This window comes from Flavobacteriales bacterium, from assembly GCA_016700415.1.
Taxonomy (GTDB): Bacteria; Bacteroidota; Bacteroidia; order Flavobacteriales_F; family PHOS-HE28; genus PHOS-HE28.
On sequence record CP065018.1, the window covers coordinates 296,393 to 315,362 of the forward strand.

Sequence of the window (18,970 nt, forward strand, 5' to 3'; positions counted from 1 at the left end):
AGAGGAGCCGGTTCTCGGCCTTTCCGGTACGGCCCCCGATCAGATGATCTCGATCGCTTCCTGCGGTACCCATCCCACCGCGCCGCTGGCCAAGCGCACCTCCTGCCATCCGTTCTGCTGCTGCAGAGCACCCACTTTGGTGCCTTGATGGAGGATGAAGAGCCGTGTGGCACCGGAGCGCGGTTCACCGAGGATCTCCACCGAGGGTGACATGATGATCGCCTGCGAGCGGCTTTCCACCTCCTGCACGCGATAGGCGGCCAGCGCGGTGGATACCAAGGTCGTCACCAAAGCCAATGCGGCCAACGCGAACAGGGTGCGCTTGAGCGCGCGCTGCCGCAGCAGGAGTCCTGCTATCGCGGCCAAGGCCAAGAGGGCACAGGCCCACAGCGAACGCCGCGCCCATTGGTCCACATCGGTGCCGCCCTGCAAGCGGTCCCAGATGGAACCGAGCGTGAAGGCCGGTAACTCGTTCACCCGGTCCACCACCTTGGAACGTTCGAGGTCCAGGTTGGCCTGCACGTCTTCGGCCCCGGGCGCCAACCGGAGGGCACGTTCGTAGTACAGGACCGCATGGGGCGTGTCGCCCAGCTTGCTCCAGCAATTGCCGATGTTGAAGAGGAGAGCAGGGGAGGTGAAGGTGGTGTTCACCGAGTCGTAAAGGGCGAGTGCTTTTTGGTGGTCCCCCTTGGAATAAGCGTCCTGGGCCTCTTGTAAAAGCTGCTTGGTGTCGGCAAGCGAAAGCAGCGGCAGGCCGATCGCGATCATGAGCGTGACGATGGGACGTATCATGTGCGAAGCTGGTTTTCGATCCGGCTGATGATGGCACTGGCCTCGTCGTAGGTCTGGCGCTGTGGCTTGTTCTCCATCGGTGCGAAGCGGGCCATTTCCGCGTCGCGGAGCAAGGCGATGTAAGCCTCGGCGGTGCGTCCCTCGTCCAAGCCTCCCAATTTGGCCTTGATCGTTCCGGCGTTCACTTCGGCCACGCCGAGGTTGAACTTGTCCGCGAAGTAGCCTTCAAGCGCTTTGCCCAGAGCATCATGGAAGGCCTCCCGGTCGTTCTTCTCCAAGGCCGTGGCCGCGGCGGCTAGGCGCTGCTTGGCCACCTTGTCGGCACCGCGCCGGCGTTGTCCTTGGAAGTCGCCCAGGCGTTGCTCTCTGCGCCGGTGCCAGAGGAAGACCAGCAGTATCAGGGCGGGCGGCACCGCCATACCCAGAACGTAGGCCCACGAACCGAAGAGGTGCTTGCCCTTCGCCTTGAGTTGGAGGTCGCCAGTGCGGATGTAGCGGATGTCCGAGCCCAATCGCTTCACATCGCTTTTCATCGGCGTGTTCACCGAGGCGCCCGCATCGGCGTCGCCGGGCTGCACATCGAAGGTCAATTGGCCGGAGCGCAGTTGCTTGTATGTGCCGCTGGACGGGTCGAAGTAACTGAAGGACAACGTGCCGAGGTCGAATTTTCCGGGGTGGCGCGGGATCAGCAGGTATTGGAATTCCCTGCTGCCGTTCATGCCCGCGCCGTTCACCGTGATCTTGTCGTTGACCTTCGGGTCGTAGCTCTCGAAATCAGGAGGGAGCTCGAGTTTGGGAGCATCGATCAACTTCAGGTTGGCGCGGCCGGAGAAGCGGATGGAGAGGTCGATGGCCTCGTTGGCCTTCACGGTCGGTGATCCCGCTTTCACCTCCATGTTCAGGTCGCCCACGGCACCGATGAAATCCGCGGGCTTTCCGGCGGGCAGTTCCGAAACGCTGACCTCGCTGGTGTTGCTCTGGATGCGAACGGGCGTGCCACTGCTGAAGAAACCGGGGTTCACCAAGTAGTTCAGCGTCATCGGTTCCACGCGCAGTTTTCCGCCACGCAGAGGGATCAAGACCTGTTTTTTCAGCACGGCCACATTGTAGCGCAGGCCGTTCACGGTGCGCGGCGTGGCTTCCCAGTTGCTCTGCCCCATGTCCACTTCCTCCGCCCAGAAGCCATTTAGCTTAGGCAGGTCGTAGTCGCGTGCTTGCAGCGAGTTGTAGCGGGAGAAGAGCGTATAGGTGGCGATGATCTGCTCGCCCACGTACGCCTTGTTCTTGCTGAGGGTGATGGTGCAGAACAGGTTGGCATCGCGCTTCTGGGCCTGGTCCGTAGCGGCATTGGAGCCAGCGGACGATTCCCCTTTGCTCACCTTTATGGCAATAGGGTCCGTCTGAAGCGTTCCCCCGCCCACGCGAACGGTGGAAGAGCCGATGGTATAACTGCCCGGTTGCGTGGCAGTGAGGTACCAGGTCCGGGAGGAGGAGCGGCTCATGCGTCCGTTGATGCTACTGAAACTGCTGCTCTCCATGGGGCCCTGTGCCACTACGAGACCGCCCCAGTCCGGGGTGGTCATGCCCCCGCCGGAAGATGCGTTTTCCAAGGAGATGGTGTACTTGACGGCCTCCCCGGCGGCGATCTCATTCCGGTCCACGCTGGCTTGGAACGAGACCTCTTGGGCCTGCGCGGACACGCCTATGAGCAGGAGCAATGCGATGGTATGGGTCAGCTTCTTGAACATGGTTCACCAGTCCTTCTCCGCAGGCGCGGCGGGTTTCGGCTGCATGATACGGCGCACTTTGTCCTGCACGTCCTTCTCCTGCTGCTGCGCGGCGTCCAGCATCCGTTTCGCATCCTGCGGGTTGATCCGCTCCTGTTGCTGTTGTTGCTGCTTCTTGTCCTGATCGTCCTTCGGTTGACCATCCTTCTCTTGGTCGTCCTTTTTCTGTTGATCCTTGTCCTGCTGGTCCTTGCTCTTTTGGTCCTGCTTCTGCTTGTCCTGATCCTTTTGGTCTTTGTTCTGGTCCTTGTTCTGCTGCTGTTGTTGCTGCTGGGCGAGTTTTTTCTGTGCGTATGCCAGATTGTAGCGGGTATCGTCGTCGTCCGGGGTCCGCTTCAACGCTTCCTTGTAGGCGTTCGCGGCCTCTTGGTAATTGCCTTGGCGCATCCAGCTATTTCCCAAGTTGTGGTAGGCGCGGGCCTGTGCCGGTGCGCCCTTGGCCATGGAGGCGGCGTTCTCATAGGTGCGCTGGGCCAGAGCAGTGCTGTCCTGCCGGTAGTAGGCGTTCCCAAGGTTGAACATGCCCCGCTCGTCCTTCGCCGCACCGGAGTAATTGGTGACGGCATCCTTCAAGTCGCCCTTCTCGTAGGCGGAATTGCCTTTGCGCAACGAGCGGTCCACCTCCTGCGCTTGGAGACCACAGGAACAAGTCACTGCTATCAGGATCAAGGTCAGGCGTGCCATGGCATCAGTTTATTCCATTTCAGGGACAGGGTGCGCTCACCGATGAGCATGCCAAGGAAGACCAATATGCAGGCCACGGCCAGAAAGTATTGAAAGCGGTCTTCGTGCCCGGCGAATTTGTAGGTGCCTAAGTCGGTCTGGTCCATGCCGCGCAATTTGGCGATCAAAGTGTTCACGCCGGTATCGCTGGAGGTGGCGTGGATGTATTCGCCATTCCCGGCGGAAGCGACACGGGAGAGCACGTCCTCGTTGAGCTTGGTGATGACGGTCTGTCCGTCCTTGTCCTTTTTGAAACCGATGAGCTGCCCATTGCGTCGCATCGGGATGGGGGACCCCTCCGGCGAGCCCATCCCGATGGTATTCACGATGATCCCTTCAGCGGCCGCATCTTTTGCGGCCGTGATGCCATCGTCCTCGAAACTTTCGCCATCGCTGATCACGATGATGGTCTTGCCCTTGGCGGCATCGGCCCCGAAGCTCTTCCGCGCCTGGTCGATGGCCGCTCCGATGGCGGTGCCTTGGGCACGCACCAGGTCCGGCCCGATGCTATTGAGAAAGATCTTGGCGGCGCTGCGGTCGGCGGTGATGGGCAATTGGGTGTATGCCTCCCCGGCAAAGACCACGATCCCCAGGCGGTCGCCGCTCATGCGGTCGATCAGTTGCGAGAGCGCGCGCCTGGCCACTTCCATGCGGTCCGGCTTCAGGTCCTCGGCCAGCATGCTGTTGCTCACGTCCAAGGCCACCACCACGTCCACGCCTTTGGCCGTGATCTCTTCCAAGCGTGTGCCCATTTGCGGACCGGCAAGCGCGAAGATCGCGAAGCTGAGGCCGTGGCGCAGAAGCAGGAATTTCAACGCACTGCGCCACGAGGAAACGCCGGGGACCATGGCGGTGATCAACAGGTCGCTGCTGAAGCGGCGCATCGCCCGGTTCTTCAGGGCCAGCCCGGTCAGGTATAGCATCACCAGCAGCGGCCCGGCCAGCATCGCCCAAAGCACTTCCGGACGTTGGATACGGAACTGGGGCAGGTAGTGCGCCATGGAGAACCAGAGCGCCAGGCCGATGCCCCAGGCCAGCACTTCGATGATCACGACGGTGGTCGCGATCGGGCCCGTGCGATATGTGCCGCGGGTGCTCATGGCGTGGTACGAAGCAATGTATTTCCCAGGAAGAGCGAGAGGAACAGCAGGGAACAACCGGCGAGCAACGGCTTGAAGTACTCCTCGGTGCGGCTGCTGTGCTCGGTCACCTTCACGCGGGTCTTTTCCAAGCGGTCGATCTCCTGGTAGATCTCCCGGAGCTTTTTCTCATCGGTGGCGCGGAAGTAGCGTCCGCCGGTCATGTCGGCGATCTTCTTCAGCATGCCCTCGTCGAGGTCCACGTCGACATAGTCGTACTTGTACTGTCCGTTCGGATAGATGGCCACCGGGGAAAGCGCGCGGCCCCGTGTGCCCACGCCGATGGTGTATACCCGGATGCCAAGTTCCTCCGCGATCTGTGCGGCGTCCAGCGGTTGGATGGTGCCGGCGTTGTTCATGCCGTCAGTGAGGAGGATGATCACTTTGCTTTTGCTGGTGCTTTCCCGCAGGCGGTTCACGGCGGTGGCGAGCCCCATGCCGATGGCTGTGCCGCCGGTGATCAAGCCGGTCTTGGCCTGTGCGAAGAGGGTCTTCAGCACATCATGGTCGGTGGTGAGCGGGCATTGGGTGAAGGCCTCGCCCTCGTACACCACCAGTCCGATACGGTCGTTGGGCCGGTCGTCGATGAAGTTCATGGCCACGTCCCGCGCGGCGTCCAAGCGGTCCGGCTTGAAATCTTTGGCGAGCATGCTGGCGCTGTAGTCCATGGCGATCACGATGTCGATGCCATCATGGGTCACGTCCTGCCAGCTGTCCTTGCTCTGTGGGCGCGCCATGGAAAGGAGCATGAAGGCCATGCCGAGCATGGCCACAGCGAAGGGCAAATGGCGCAGCCGGGCGAGCAGGTCGACGGGGCCGTTCCGCAACGCGCTCAAGGTGCTCAATGTGGCGTGCGGCCTGCGCCGGTTCCGGCGGATCACGTACCAGATGCTGAGGACCGGCACCAATAGCAGGCCCCAGAGCATCCGCGGGGAGGCCAGTTCGTAGTGCTCGCGCAGCCACCACGCCGCCACCAAGGCCGCCACATGCACCAGCACGAGCAGCACGATGAGGATGATGAGGTCACGCGAGCGGCGCATCGGGTCGGGTATCAGCGGTTTCCTGCACCAGCCTGATCGCGCTGGCCATCACCTGTTCGTTCTCTGTCGGCAGCGCTTTCCATTTGGCGAACTTCACCATGTCGGCCAAGCGGAGCAGTTGGGCCAATTGCTCGCGCGGTGCGGTGGGCATGCTGCTAAGGCGAAGGCCCGCCAGCAGTTCATCGGTGGTCTGTTCCAAGGCCGGGATGCCATAGCGTTCCTCAATGTAGCTCCGTAGGATGTCCGTAAGCTCGATGTAATAGTCCTTCGTCCGGTCCTGCTCCCAGAGTTTCTTCTGTTGCAAGGCCTCCAAGGCCAACAAGGTGCGCACATGGAGCGGTGCTTTCGGGGCCTCCGGCACGGGCGGCTTCGGCCGGCGCGAACGGCGGACAAGGAAGATGATCAACGCGGTGAGCATGGCTGCGCCCGCGATGCCGCCTGCGACCCACGGCCAGTATTCGCGCAGCCAGTCCAGTAGGCTGAAGGGAACCGTGTAGATCTCCTTGATGTCGCGGTACGCCTTGGAAGTGTCCGCCTCCACGGTGTTCACCGTTAGCAGGAGCGGCGTCGTGCCCACGGTGTCTCCGTTGATCACGAAAGTGAACGGCGGGATCGCCCAGTAGCCGGAATCCCACGCCGTGATCGTGAGCATGCGCGTTTGCTTGAAGAGGTAGGGGTCGTTCTGTTTGTCCGGCAGGATCGTGTCCACATGGCTGTCGTGCAGGATCGGCAACTTCGAAGTGATCGTATCGGTGATCATCGGCCAGATGACGTTCACAGCCCATTTGTTCACATGGTAGGTCACGCTCAGTTCCAGATGGGCCTGTTGACCGATCAGTATCGTAGCCGTGTCCAGCTTGGCCATCGGCTTCACATCCTGCGCCATCACAGGGGAGAACAGGCTCAGCAATGCGCAAGCAAAAGCAGTGATGAACTTGGTCACCCTGGATCTCCGTTGCGCCCCTGGCTGCCGAAGGCATGCTCCGCGTCCCCTCATCTCAATCCCGCTGGCGGAATAAGTTCATCAAAGGCCGCACATAGCCCTCCCGCGTACTGATCACCGCATGATCGACCCCCGCCCGGCGCAAGGCATCGCGGGAACGCGCTTGGTGCCGCAGGGCCTGTGACCGGTAGTGGTCACGCACGGCTTTGTTCCGCGTGTTCACCCATTGGGCCTCACCGGTCTCCGGGTCCGCGAACTGCACCAGGCCCATGTTCGGTAGTTCCAGTTCACGCGGGTCCGTGGTGCGCAGGACCACGAGGTCGTGCCGGCGGTTGGCGATCTTCAGCGCATCGTCGTAGCCCTCGTCCATCAGGTCGCTGATGAGGAAGGCGATGCTGCGCTTCTTGATCACATTGTTCAGGTATTTCAGTGCCAGGGTGATGTCCGTGCCGCGGCCTTTGGGGCGGAATTCCAGCAGTTCGCGCACGATCCGTAGGATGTGGCCCCGTCCTTTCTTCGGAGGGATGAAGAGCTCCACCTGGTCGCTGAAGAGGATCAGGCCCACCTTGTCGTTGTTCTGTATGGCACTGAAGGCGATCGTAGCGCAGGCCTCGGTGATCAGCTCGCGCTTCAATTGGTTCACCGTCCCGAAATCACCGCTTCCGCTCACGTCCGCCACGAGCATTACGGTAAGCTCACGCTCCTCATCGAAGATCTTGATGTACGGATGCCCCAGCCGCGCCGTCACGTTCCAGTCGATCGCCCTCACCTCGTCGCCCGGCACATACTCACGCACCTCGCTGAAGGCCATGCCCCGGCCCTTGAACGCGCTGTGGTACTCACCGCTGAAAATGTGGTTGCTCAGGCCGCGTGTCTTCAGCTCGATCAACCGCACCTTCTTGATGAGGTCCTTGGTATGTTGTAGTGTGGCGATGGGTTCTGGTGATTGGTGAACGGTGATTGGTGATAAGTGACTGGTGACCGAACAGGCTCAAGACTCATGACTCCCGACTTCTGACTCAAGACTTCGTCAGCAAATGGTTTTCAACTTTCACCTTTCCACTTTCAACTTTCTCAAGGAACTTCCACCGTATTCAAAACCCGGTCAATGATCTCGTTCACGCTGATGTTCTCCGCTTCCGCCTCATAGGTCAATCCGATGCGGTGGCGCATCACGTCGGGGCAGACCGCGCGGACGTCCTCGGGGATCACGTAGCCGCGCCGCTTGGTAAAGGCATAGGCCTTCGCGCCCAGTGCCATGTTGATGCTGGCGCGGGGGCTACCGCCAAAGCTGATCAGGGAGCTGAGGTCGCTGAGGCGGTAGTCGGCGGGCTTACGGGTGGCGTAGACGATGTCCACGATGTACTGCTCGATCTTCTCGTCCATGTACACCTCGCGCACCAGTTGCCGGGCTTGTACGATATCCTTGGGATGGATCACCTTCTGCACTTGGGGGCGCGCACCGGCACCGGTGTTCTGGCGGATGATGGCGCGCTCCTCCTCCTTCCGGGGATAATCCAGTACCACCTTCAGCATGAAGCGGTCCGTCTGGGCTTCCGGCAGGGGATAGGTGCCTTCCTGCTCGATCGGGTTCATGGTGGCCATCACCAGAAAGGGTTCCGGCAGCTTGTAGGTCGTGGAGCCGATGGTGACCTGCCTTTCCTGCATGGCCTCGAGCAGCGCGCTCTGCACTTTGGCGGGGGCCCGGTTGATCTCGTCCGCAAGGATGAAATTGCTGAAGATCGGCCCTTTTTTCACCGAGAACTCCTCGTTGCGCGGGCTGTAGATCATGGTGCCCACGAGGTCGGCGGGCAGCAGGTCCGGGGTGAACTGCACCCGGCTGAAACCCACGTCCACCACATCGCTCAGCGTCTTGATGGCGAGGGTCTTGGCCAGTCCCGGCATACCCTCCAACATGATGTGCCCGTCCGCCAACAGCGCCACGAGCAATTTTTGCACCATGTCCTTCTGCCCCACGATCGACTTTTGCATCTCCTGATCGATCAGGTCCACGAAGGAACTGGCCTGCTGGATGCGTTCGTTGAGGGCGCGGAGGGTATCGGAAGTGGATGCGGGGGCCGGAGCGGCCAAAGGGGATGTCTGTTCCATGTCCATAAAATGGGTTCCCGAAGGTTCGGGACGCAAAATTGCCACTATTGACGGGCCTTTCCGGGTGATTTGCAGTTAAGTTGTGTTAACCGGTATTAGCACCTATACATACCTTGTGACACCAATTTGACCGGTTTCATCACGACCGGTTTCAACCCTGCCATCTGACCCATGACTTTGCAAGAGACCATCGATCACGTACGCGCCTTCCACGATGCGTTCGGCATCGCCAATGCGGATGCGCCCGAGGCCGCGCTCAGCCCCAAAGAGATGCGTTTGCGCCATGAATTGATGCGCGAGGAGAACGATGAATACTTGACCGCAGCCGAGCAGGGCGACCTGGTGGAAGTGGCCGACGCCTTGGGTGACCAGCTTTACATTCTTTGTGGTACCATCCTGAAACACGGGCTACAAGACAAGATCGAAGAGGTTTTCATAGAGATCCAGCGCAGCAACATGAGCAAGCTGGACGCCGAAGGCAAGCCCATCTATCGTGAGGACGGGAAAGTCCTCAAAAGCGAGCGTTACTTCCGTCCGGACATCGCTGCCGTGCTGGACCGCTGAACACAGACCATGGAACTCGCACCGATCCTCGCCAAATCGCGCAATTCGGCTTTCACACGCTGGTGGATGAATATCGGCCTGCACTGGATGGTCCCTTTCAACCGACCCCACGGCTTCCGCGTGGTGCCGATGCCGGAGGGCGGCATCCGGGTGGAGATCCCGAACTGGCGTATCAACCGCAACCACATCAAGGGCATCCATGCCTGCTGCTTGGCCACCGCCGCCGAGTATTGCAGCGGGCTGGCACTTATGGAGCATCTGGACCCGAAGCGTTACCGCATCATCATGAAGTCCTTGGCCATGGACTATCACTACCAAGCCAAGGCCAAGGCACACGCCGAATTCGCACCCTCGGCCAGCGAGTTCGACGAGCTGATCCTACGTCCCCTACGCTCAGGAGAACCGGTGCTGTACACAGCGGAAGTGCCCTTGCACGACGTATCCGGGAACCACTTAGCCACGGGAAGGATCACCTGGCAGATCAAGGATTGGGGTCAAGTGCGCACGAAAGTCTGAATCCGCGAACAGCGCTCACCCCAACAAACCGCAAAGCGGTTTCCATCTGCGCCTATTTGCGCTTCAACCGGTCGGCAGGCGCACTATCTGCGCGCATCTGCGAAATCTGCGGATGTTCTCTTGTCGGCAGGCGCATTATCCACGTAGATCTGCGAAATATGCGGTTTCCCCTTGATGGAAGCTGTTATCCGTGCCCATCCGTGTTCATCCGTGGTTCTTCTCCTTGTCGGCGGATCACTTCTTCCCGCGCACTTCCACGCCAGTGGCCGTGTAGATGAAGTACAGGTCCACGAAAGGCCGCATCAGCACCGGCATCCGGCGGTTCTTCTCCACCGGCACGATCAGCAGAACCTTATCGTCCCAGCGGGCGCCTAAGTATGCGTGGTACTTTTTGAATTTCTCCAGCATCGGGTAGCGCTTCTCGAAGCTGTCTATGCCGTCGGGCCAGTTGCGCTCCGTGCTGCGGAAGATCACCGCATCGATCTCCGGCCTGCTCATCCCGGCCTTGTACAAAGCGCGTCGGCCGACGGTGTCCAGGGCCAGGTCGTAGGCTGCGTACAGTTGGTCCGGCTTGATGATCTTCACCTTCGCGTTCTTCTTCCACTGGGGGCCGCGGCTGATCGTGGGCCGGGGTTTTGGGACTTCGGCATTTTTCAAGGCCCGGTCCGGTAGCACGAGGTAGAGATCCGCCAAGGGACGCATGCCTTCCGGCATGTGGATGTTGCTCTTGGCGGGGATCATCACCAGCGACATCCGGCTGGTGTCCTCTTGGAATTCGCAGAGGCGGAAGCCCACATAGTTCTGGACGTACGGCGCATTGGCGGCGCGGCCGGTATCGGTGCGGATGCCCTCCGGCCATTGGTCGCGGTCGCCGTACTGAAGGATCAGCTCGGTCTCCTCGTCGCTGAAACCGGCGGTGCGCATGGCTTCCTGCACAGCCTTGTCCTTGCGGACATTTGGTGCATCGGCCAAGGCCTTGGCATCGGTGATCTTCACTTCCTGCTGCGCGAACAGGCTGGAAATAAAGGCAAAAGAGAGTGTCAGTAGCAGGCTGCGCATGGTTCTTCTTTCGTTCGGGATCCCGATCCAGGGCCAAAGATACCGGCGGAGCTTGGCTTTGATCGCGCAACTTTGTGGCCAAACCATGCACATGCGCAAAGCGATCATGCTACTTCCCCTGGCCGTCCTCGGTTGTGGAAGCACACCGGATGCCAGTATCATCACGGATCAACCTGTACAAGAACCGACCATCATGAATTTCCATCAGCTCACTGCTACGGACATCAACGGCAAGCCTTACGACATGGCCCAGCTTAAAGGCCACAAGGTGATGGTGGTGAACACTGCCAGCGAATGCGGCTTCACCCCGCAGTACAAGCAGTTGGAGGAGCTTTATGAAAAATACAAAGACAAAGGCCTCGTCATCATCGGTTTCCCCAGCAACGACTTCGGCAAACAGGAGCCGGGGGATGAGAAGACCATCGCCGCCTTCTGTGAGAAGAATTACGGCGTCACCTTCCCGCTGATGTCGAAGATCGCGACCAAAGGTCCCGAGCAAAGTCCGGTGTACACGTGGCTCACCGAGAAGAAGCTGAACGGCAAGTTGGACAGCAAGGTGAAGTGGAATTTCCAGAAATACCTCATCGATGAGGAAGGCAACCTCGTCACCATGTACCCCAGCGCGCAGGAGCCGATGAGCGATCCCATCCTCAACTGGTTGGACGGAAAATGAGCATTGAGAAGGTGGACATCCTCTGCATCACGGCGCACCCGGATGATGTGGAGATCGGCATGGGCGGCACCGTTGCACGCCACATCGCCCAAGGCCGCAGCGTTGGCTTGGTGGAATTGACGGCGGGCGAACTCGGCACCCGCGGCTCGGCGGAGATCCGCAGGAAGGAGGCCGAGGCCGCCGCCCAAGTGCTCGGCGTTTCCTTCCGCTACCAGCTCGGCTTGCGCGATGGCTTATTTCGGGCCGACGAGGAAAGCCTCTTGAAAGTCGTGGTCGCGCTGCGCAGGCACCGGCCCAAGGTGGTGTTCACCAACGCCGTCCGCGATAGGCACCCGGACCATGGACGTGGTTCCGAACTGGTCTCGGAGGCCTGCTTCCTCAGCGGCCTGCGCAGGATCGTTACCAAGCATGAAGACAAGGAGCAGCAGGCGTGGCGCCCCGTCACCGTGCTGCATTGCGTGCAGGACCGCTGGATCGAACCCGACCTCGTGATCGACGTCAGCGCGCATTGGGAGAAGAAGATGGAGGCGTTGAAATGCTTCGCCTCACAGTTCCACGATCCCAAGAGCACCGAGCCGGTGTCGCTCATCAGCGTGCCGGAGTTCCTGCCCACCTTGGAAGGCCGCGCCCTCGACATGGGCCGCTTGATCGGTGCGACCTACGGCGAGGGCTTCACGGTGGAACGGCCGCCGGGGGTGGGGGATGTGCTGGAGCTGGGGTGAACCCGGTCTGGTTTAATTTCCCGAAGCGTTCTTCCTTACCAGCACCGCTTGCGCACCGTTCGGCCCGAAGGCTCTTCCCGCCGTGATAAAGCCGCCGTCCGGTAGGACCGAGAGGCGGTGCAGCACATCCTCGTTCTCGATGTCGTAGGTGCGTTTCCAGATCTGGTCGCCGGTGGCGGAGATGCGCATCACCATGCCGTCCGTGAGGTGGCTGTTCCCGGCTTGCCCGGCCAGGAAGAACTCGCCGTTGTCGGCCACTTGAATGTCCTCGGCAGCACTTGCCTGACCAATATCGCCGATGGTGCGTGTCCACAGGGTATCCCCGGCGGCGTTCAGGGCGATCAGGTAGACACTGCGGACATGGAGTGCGCCCACCTGTGGGCCATAGCTATCCGTGTATCCGGCCATCACGAATTCGTTCCCGCTGCGTGCTATGCCTTTCAGCACTTCCTGATTCACGCCGCCCCAGCTTTGCCACCACTGTTCTGCGCCCGCATTGTCGGTGCGCAGGACGTAGGCATCCACGTTGTTGTCGAAACCGGTGATGCGCCCCGCCGCCATATAGCCGTTGCCGTCTAAGGCTACGCTGTTGGCAGTCTCTTCGGCGGTGGTGCCGTAGCGCTGCTGCCATTGCAGGTTGCCCGAAGGATCGAGCCGGACGAGCAGGGCGTCGCTGTCCGCCGTATCGCGCCGCGAGCCGCAGGCGATGTATCCGCCGTCGTCGGTACGCCGCACGTCTATCAGTTGCTCCTGAAGGCTTGGTGTGTTGGAGGTCCAACTCCAGAGCACTTCACCCGTAGGTGAGACCTTCGCGATCAGCGCGTCCTGATCCGAGCGGCCCGGCGCGATACGGGAGCCGCAGAGCGTGATGTTGCCATCGCCGGAGGGCACGGCAGCCTGTACGAAGCATGCTCCGGGGATCGCCACGTCGTACCACTGCTGGTTCTGCCCTTGCAGCGTGGTGCGCAGGATGCGGATCCGCATTTTGTCACCTTGTGGGAACGTTTCGCGGACCAGCGTGGTGTGGCCCGTGGCATCGCTCACCGTGGCCACGGCATCTTGCAGGTTGGCGCCCCCGAATTCAAGTTGAAAGCTCTGCGCGAAGGCGCCTGCCGTGGTGAGCAAGGAGAGGAAGAAAAGCCGCGATCGCATGGCGTGAAACTACAATGTGAGGTACGGTCACTTTGCGTTGGCTTCGGCCCCGGGCTTCACCACCGTCACCCATTGTCCGCCGTTCCGTGCGTTCACCGTGTTGTCGTACATCGCCGAGCAGGTGGTGCTGGGCAGGTGGAAGCGCCCGGTATAAGCGGCATTGAGGAAAACGCGGTAGGTCACGCTCTGCCCGGCGCTGAGGTTGAAGTAAGTCATCACGCGGTCGTCGCGGATGTCCTGGTAGTTGAAGTTGCTGTTCTCCTGTGCGCTTTCCGTGCCCTCCAACCGGCTGTTGCGGATCTCCCACCCGCTGGGGAACACCTGCGTGAGGGCGAGTTCCTGGTAGCTGCCACGTGGGCCGGGGTTCTGCACGGTCACTTCAGCTTGGAAGTCGCTGCCTTGGTCGAGGCTGGCGGGGTTGATGGGCTTGCCGTCCATGGTTTTGTACCTCACCTGCATGGCCAAGCCATTGCTGGCCGGGGTCTCTTCGCCGGCGATGGGCGTGCCCGTACGCACCAAGCGCAGGTACAGCAGGTTCTTGCCGGTGTTGGCGATGGTCACGCGCTTTTTGGCATCGGGCACGGGCAGGTCCAAACGGACGATCGGTTTCGCGCTCACACGGTTGTCGGCTTTCCCAGCTACGGTAGATGTGAAGTGCATCGTCTTGTCCAGCGCATGGTCCGCAGCAAAGCGGCTCACGACCATCATGCCCCATGCGGTGCTTTGGGTGCTGTACCAGCCGCCACTGCTGAGCTGTTGGGCGATCTCCCGGACCACGCCCGCCGCGCTGGCCTTGTCGTCCATGCGCATCAAGGCCTCTGCGATCACGGCCTCATCGCGCAGGTCGCTGCCGTAGGTCCAGCCCATTTCGCGGTACGGCGAAACGTTCGTGGTGAGGTCCTTCACGATCTCTTTCGCCACGTCCTTGCGGTTGTTCAAGGCATACGCTGCCGCGAGCATCCAGCGCGCTTGGTCGCTCAATGCGGGCGTGGTGCGCAGGCGGTTCATGGCACCGGCCTCGGCGCTGTTACCCAAAGCGAGGACATACAGGCGATAGGCCTGTGCCAATTGGTTCCGGCCACGGCTCCATCCGTCGTGCTCGCTCGGTGCCCAGTCGCGGGCTTGCCTGCGCGCATAGGACAGCCAAGCATTCTTCACGCCGGGCGGGGTAGTGAAGCCCTTGCGTTCGGCCTCGATCATGAAATGCCCCGCGTAGGTGGAGGTCCAATCGTTCGCTTCGCGGTCACCCGGCCAGTAGCCGAAGCCGCCGCCCGAGGTTTGGAACTGCTTCAGTTTACCCAGCCCGGCCTGCACGTTACGGCGCGGTTCGTCCACGGTGGCATCGCTCGTCTCCATCACGTCGGCGATGTAGAGCTGCGGGAAGGCTTTGCTGGTGGTCTGCTCCAAGCAGCCGTGCGGATAGTCGATCAGGTACTGCAGGCGGCGACCGAGGTCCACGGGTGGCATGGTGCTCAGCTCGAGGTACGCGCTGTTGGTACCCGCGATGCCGAGCGCTTCAGGGGCCACGTCCCAGCTTTTGCCGGGTTCGATGATGGCTTCCGCCGCATCCGTTTCCGGCTGCCCGGCTTGCCGCACATCGATCTCGATCGTCTGCGTGCTCTTCTCTCCGGCGCCTTCCGCTGTCAGCGTCACTTTGCCAACGCCGATGCGGTCCTTCATCTTCATGCGGAACATCACCACCTGCTCGCCGGTCTTGGGGAACACGAGTTGTTGCGACGCACCGCCTTCGATGCTGAAGAGGTCGTTCGCCGCAAGGCTCAGCGTGACGTTCCGCACCTTCGGGTCCATGGCGAAAACAGTGACGGGCAGGTCCACGGTCTCGCCTGGGCCGACCACGCGCGGAAGCGTGGCGAGCAACATCAAAGGCTTCTTCACCGGCACGGCTTTTTCGGCATTGCCATAAGCGCCTTGCGGGGTGCTGGCCACCACCATGATGCGCACGGAACCCACGTAGTTGCTGATGGTGAATTTGTGCGAAGCTTTCTTCCCCTTGGCCAACGTGAACGGTCCGACATAGCGCACTACCGGCTTGAAACGCTGTGCCTTCTTGGCCTCGGCGGGATTGGCCTGGTCGCTGCCGCCGAGCGCAAGGACACGCCGCAAGCGTTGGCCGAAGGCACCGATCACATCGTCGTAAAGGTCCCAGGTGCGCACGCCCAAAGCTTCCCGGGCATAGAAATGATTCCACGGGTCCGGAGTTTTGAAGCGGGTGAGGTCCAGCAATCCCTCATCCACGATGGCGAGGGTGTAGGACATGGCCTTGCCGTCCTTCTCCGTCACATCCACCGTGAAAGGCGCGTCGGTCTTGAATTCCTTGGTCGATCCGATCACCGGCGTAAGGTGGGTGGCCGCGTTCTCCACGGGGATCGGGATCACTCCGTAAAGGCGGATCGGCAGATCATTGTCTGCGCTGGAAGTGCTGTCTGAAGGTGCTGTCAGCGCGTGCGGCTGGATCAAGGTGACATGCGCGTAGATGTTCGGCGCCATGGCCCCGGTGATGGCGAAACCGTACTTCGTCTCCTTGTCCTTCAGGTCGATCCACTTCGCCTCGATGATGCGCGTGCCGGTCTCCAAGCTCACCAGGGCGCGCCCATGGCCGGAGCTGGGGATGGTCAGTTCGCAGCGGTCGCCCACGGCGTATTTCTCCTTGTCGCTGTTGAAGCGGAGCATGGCGGCGGCCTTACCGTCCTCGCGCTGGCTGCGGCCACCGTAACCCGGCCAGTCCACGTAAAGTTGTGCGGCGGAGGTATGGCCGCTCTCGGGATCGGAAAGGCGGATGACGAAGCGGCCCCATTGCGGGCGGTCCACGCGGAAGTTGAAGCTGGCTTTGCCGCTGCCGTCGGTGTTGAGGTCCTGCTCGCTGATCACGCGCGAACTCGGTGCGGTCATGTAGTTGGATGGATCGTCCATGTCGCCGCTCCACCACCAGTTGGAGCCGAGCTTCACCACCTGTGCTTTCAGCGCGTGATGCGCCAATGGCTTGCCGTCCGCGTCCACCGCGACCGCTTGGATGGCGTAGGTGGTATCGGTGATATAGCTGCCCCAGTAGCTGTTGCCTTCCGGGATACGCAGACCAGCATAGGCTACGTATGGATAGTACTGCACATCGGTGCGGTCGATGCTGGCGTCGCCACCGGCCTCGAACACGCGGGTGACGATGTTGGCCTTCACCGCTGCGGGCGCACGGCCGTTCATCTGCAGGTCGAAGGGGAAGGAGGCATGGCCGTTGGCGTCCAATTGGCCTTCATAGATCGGCGTCTCCTCTGTGTTGAGGTCGCTGTTCAGGTCGTTGAAGTCGTACTTCTCAAAGCCCTTGAAGCTGGCGTTGGAGCGCGTGAGGCTCACGGTGACGCGCGCAGTGAGGTCCTTTGCGGGCGCGCCGTGCAGCCAGTTGCTCTGGAGCTGAGCGGGCTTGTTGTCCGTCGCGGTCAGCCGTTCGCCACCGAGGTCCAGCAGGATCTTCAATCGGTTCGGCTTCACGGTTTCAATGCGGATCGGCTTGTAGAAGGAGGTGCCGCCCACGGTGACGCGCGCCCCCCATACACCCGTCGGTGCATCCGGCGAAGTGGTGCAGCGGAATGCATACGTGCCCTCCACGCCGCTGGTGCGCACGATCCGCTGGTCCAGCCTTCCTTGGGGATCGGTAAGCTCCAGCGTCACCGGGATGTCCTTCGGCAGCTTTTGCACGGACTGCTGTAGGATGAAGGAGAGGAAGAGGGTGTCGCCCGGGCGCCATACGCCGCGTTCACCGTAGAGGAATCCTTTCAAGCCCTTGTCCACGCTTTCACCGCCCACGTCGAAATCGCTCACGCTCAACGCGCTGCCGTCGTCCAATTTCAAATAGCCGCGCTGCTTGTCCTTTGACGCCACCAGCAGGAAGGGCTTGTGCGCCGTGGCCGGCAGGGTGATCATGCCGTCCTTGTTGGTCTTTTCCTTGGCCATGGTGCGCTGCTGCAGGTCCAGCACCTTCACCTCCACGCCATTTACGGGGTCGGTGGTGCGCAGGTCGCTCACGGCGATCAGCAGGGAGCCGTCGTTGCCGCGCTTGGCGATGATGCCCAGGTCCGAGGCGAGGATGTTCCGCTGCACCACGCTTCCTTTGTTGCGGAAGTAGCTCGGGGTACACGGGTCTTCTCGATCCCTGTAATTGTAATCTTCGTCGTAGTAGCCGTAGTCATCATCGTAGTAGTAGTAGTAGTAATTGCGCGGCGTGTCCCATTGGTCGTCCTCCAGTTCGTCCGGTTCTTGCGCCGTGAGCGGCTGCACCGCGGGCGTGCCCCCACAGGGATAAGTGGAATAGACCTGCCGGAAGCCGAGACTGATGCGGTAGATCGCGCCGGGTTCCTCCTTGATCAGTTTGTCCAGGTCCAAGTAATAGCGCTGCCATTGGCCGGCGCGCACTTTTTCCTTGGCGTCCAAGTGTACCGTCTTCTTCATCACCAAGCGGCCTACGCGCGCCAATTCCTGGTCGCCGCTCATTCGGTTCACTTGCAGGAACTGCGGCACATTGTCAGCATAGATCCGCACCACGCGTACGTCCACGGCGTTCAGGTTCACCGCCTCGAAGGGGAAAAGGAGGCCGTCCGTGCTGGGAAGGATGGTGCCTTTGCCCACCGTGCGCACATTGGGCTTCACCTCCTGAAAGGAGAGATCCACCGTGAGGTCCTTCCCGATGGCGCGGCCGTTCACGTTCTTCAAGCCCGCGGCTACGAAGGCAGTCTGATCGCCGGTAAGGCGGTCCTGCGGATAGAGCATCAGCTTGTTGCCCGTCACCGCAAGGCGCACGTTGTCCGCCCCGGCGATGCCCGCCAGCCCGTTGAGGTCCTGCGCCGCGTCCAACGGATCGCTGAAGAGCAAAGTCGCATACTGTTCGCCTTCGGTGAAGGTCTCGGCGGAGATCAGCTGGAGGTCGCCGATGGCCGGCACTTCGAAAGTGAGCTCACCATCACCCTTGCCGCCGATCTTGTCGGCATCCCATTTGAACACCACGCTGCTCGCTTTTTCGCCGCGCAGCACACTGTCCGCCACGGCGCGGTGAAGGGTGCCGCCGGGCTCATGCTCCCAGGTCATCTTCAACTTGCGCCCGTCCTGTGTGGCGCTCACGCTGCCTTCCAAGTCCGATACATATCGGACCTCTCCGGTGGCATCATCACTGGTGAACACGCCCACGATCACACGTTGCCACGTGAGGTCGGAGGGCGAGAGACTTTGCAGGTCGTTCACTCGAAGGTCGATGCTTTGCTCGAAGGTGCTGACGGTGAACTTGAGGTCCTGCAGGTCCTTCGGCACCTCGGCCAAGCGGCCCAAGTGGAAGGTGACGGTGTAGTCCGTGTTCTGCTTCAAGCGCTCCCGCGGCTGGAAGGCGAGGGTGTACGCATCCTGCCAGCTCACCACGCCGTCAGCAGCGGGGCTCAGCGAGAAGAGTTTTTGCAAGGCGTTGTCCGAGGTGTCCTTCAACGCCACACCTTCCGCGATGCGAACACGGATCGCCGCTCGCGCAGAGATATGCCCGGAGGTGAACGCGGAGACATAGGGAATGAAGGCCGCATCCGGTCGTATCGGGAGCTTCTCACGTTGGCAGCCGCTGGCCAGCAACAGCAATAGAACAGGAATGAACGAGACGCGGAACAAGCTGCGGTAATTCAACATGGGCTGGGGTGGGTCACGGGGCAGAAAGATAACGGCCCGGATCAAGAGAACGTGTGTCGTTCCTTGGGCATGCACGCGCGA

General features: G+C 61.2%; 15 protein-coding genes. 4 read left to right on the forward strand and 11 right to left on the reverse strand.

The annotated features are described in order from the left end of the window. Nucleotides 1–39 precede the first annotated feature (39 nt). The 8 genes from IPP95_01220 to IPP95_01255 all read right to left on the reverse strand — a co-directional run bounded on the left by IPP95_01220 (nucleotide 40) and on the right by IPP95_01255 (nucleotide 8,533). On the reverse strand, nucleotides 40–792 hold the full coding sequence (locus IPP95_01220; GenBank protein ID QQS72883.1) for a tetratricopeptide repeat protein: 753 nt from the start codon (nucleotides 790–792) through the stop codon (nucleotides 40–42). After that, nucleotides 789–2,540: a protein BatD gene (locus IPP95_01225; protein ID QQS72884.1), complete on the reverse strand. Its 1,752-nt coding sequence runs from the start codon at nucleotides 2,538–2,540 to the stop codon at nucleotides 789–791. Before IPP95_01225 ends, IPP95_01220 begins: the two co-directional genes overlap by 4 nt. 3 nt (nucleotides 2,541–2,543) lie before the next feature. After that, nucleotides 2,544–3,263, reverse strand: a complete 720-nt coding sequence (locus IPP95_01230; GenBank protein QQS72885.1) for a tetratricopeptide repeat protein — start codon at nucleotides 3,261–3,263, stop codon at nucleotides 2,544–2,546. Continuing rightward, entirely contained in the window at nucleotides 3,251–4,402 is a 1,152-nt protein-coding gene (locus tag IPP95_01235; GenBank protein QQS72886.1) for a VWA domain-containing protein, read from the reverse strand. Before IPP95_01235 ends, IPP95_01230 begins: the two co-directional genes overlap by 13 nt. Then, nucleotides 4,399–5,481, reverse strand: coding sequence for a VWA domain-containing protein (locus IPP95_01240; protein QQS72887.1), 1,083 nt, complete (start codon nucleotides 5,479–5,481; stop codon nucleotides 4,399–4,401). The genes IPP95_01235 and IPP95_01240 overlap by 4 nt, the downstream gene beginning before the upstream one ends. Next, the gene (locus IPP95_01245; protein QQS72888.1) at nucleotides 5,465–6,424 is read right to left on the reverse strand and encodes a hypothetical protein; all 960 of its coding nucleotides are present in this window, start codon (nucleotides 6,422–6,424) and stop codon (nucleotides 5,465–5,467) included. The genes IPP95_01240 and IPP95_01245 overlap by 17 nt, the downstream gene beginning before the upstream one ends. A 55-nt stretch (nucleotides 6,425–6,479) precedes the next feature. Then, entirely contained in the window at nucleotides 6,480–7,358 is an 879-nt protein-coding gene (locus IPP95_01250) for a DUF58 domain-containing protein (protein QQS74162.1), read from the reverse strand. 140 nt (nucleotides 7,359–7,498) lie between these two features. After that, nucleotides 7,499–8,533, reverse strand: coding sequence for a MoxR family ATPase (locus tag IPP95_01255; GenBank protein QQS72889.1), 1,035 nt, complete (start codon nucleotides 8,531–8,533; stop codon nucleotides 7,499–7,501). Between the two features lie 177 nt (nucleotides 8,534–8,710). Here IPP95_01255 and IPP95_01260 point away from each other — a divergent pair, with 177 nt between their 5' ends. Together IPP95_01260 and IPP95_01265 are read left to right on the forward strand one after the other, a co-directional pair. Next, a complete protein-coding gene (locus IPP95_01260; protein ID QQS74163.1) occupies nucleotides 8,711–9,097 on the forward strand; it encodes a nucleoside triphosphate pyrophosphohydrolase family protein in 387 nt (128 codons plus the stop codon). A gap of 9 nt (nucleotides 9,098–9,106) precedes the next feature. Continuing rightward, complete coding sequence (locus IPP95_01265) at nucleotides 9,107–9,613, forward strand: DUF4442 domain-containing protein (protein ID QQS72890.1); 507 nt, start codon at nucleotides 9,107–9,109, stop codon at nucleotides 9,611–9,613. Nucleotides 9,614–9,847: 234 nt separating this feature from the next. Here the strand turns inward: IPP95_01265 and IPP95_01270 are convergent, their stop codons facing one another. Then, nucleotides 9,848–10,672 carry a hypothetical protein gene (locus IPP95_01270; protein QQS72891.1) on the reverse strand — a complete coding sequence of 275 codons (825 nt, stop codon included), beginning with the start codon at nucleotides 10,670–10,672 and terminating at the stop codon, nucleotides 9,848–9,850. 91 nt (nucleotides 10,673–10,763) lie between these two features. Here IPP95_01270 and IPP95_01275 point away from each other — a divergent pair, with 91 nt between their 5' ends. Together IPP95_01275 and bshB1 are read left to right on the forward strand one after the other, a co-directional pair. Next, complete coding sequence (locus IPP95_01275) at nucleotides 10,764–11,345, forward strand: glutathione peroxidase (GenBank protein ID QQS74164.1); 582 nt, start codon at nucleotides 10,764–10,766, stop codon at nucleotides 11,343–11,345. Next, entirely contained in the window at nucleotides 11,342–12,067 is a 726-nt protein-coding gene (gene bshB1 / locus IPP95_01280; protein QQS72892.1) for a bacillithiol biosynthesis deacetylase BshB1, read from the forward strand. The genes IPP95_01275 and bshB1 overlap by 4 nt, the downstream gene beginning before the upstream one ends. Before the next feature lie 12 nt (nucleotides 12,068–12,079). Here bshB1 and IPP95_01285 read toward each other — a convergent pair whose 3' ends face one another. Next, nucleotides 12,080–13,219, reverse strand: coding sequence for a hypothetical protein (locus IPP95_01285; protein ID QQS72893.1), 1,140 nt, complete (start codon nucleotides 13,217–13,219; stop codon nucleotides 12,080–12,082). Nucleotides 13,220–13,246: 27 nt separating this feature from the next. Then, nucleotides 13,247–18,889 (reverse strand): hypothetical protein, encoded by a 5,643-nt coding sequence (locus tag IPP95_01290; protein QQS72894.1) that lies wholly within the window; start codon nucleotides 18,887–18,889, stop codon nucleotides 13,247–13,249. Between the last annotated feature and the right edge of the window lie 81 nt (nucleotides 18,890–18,970).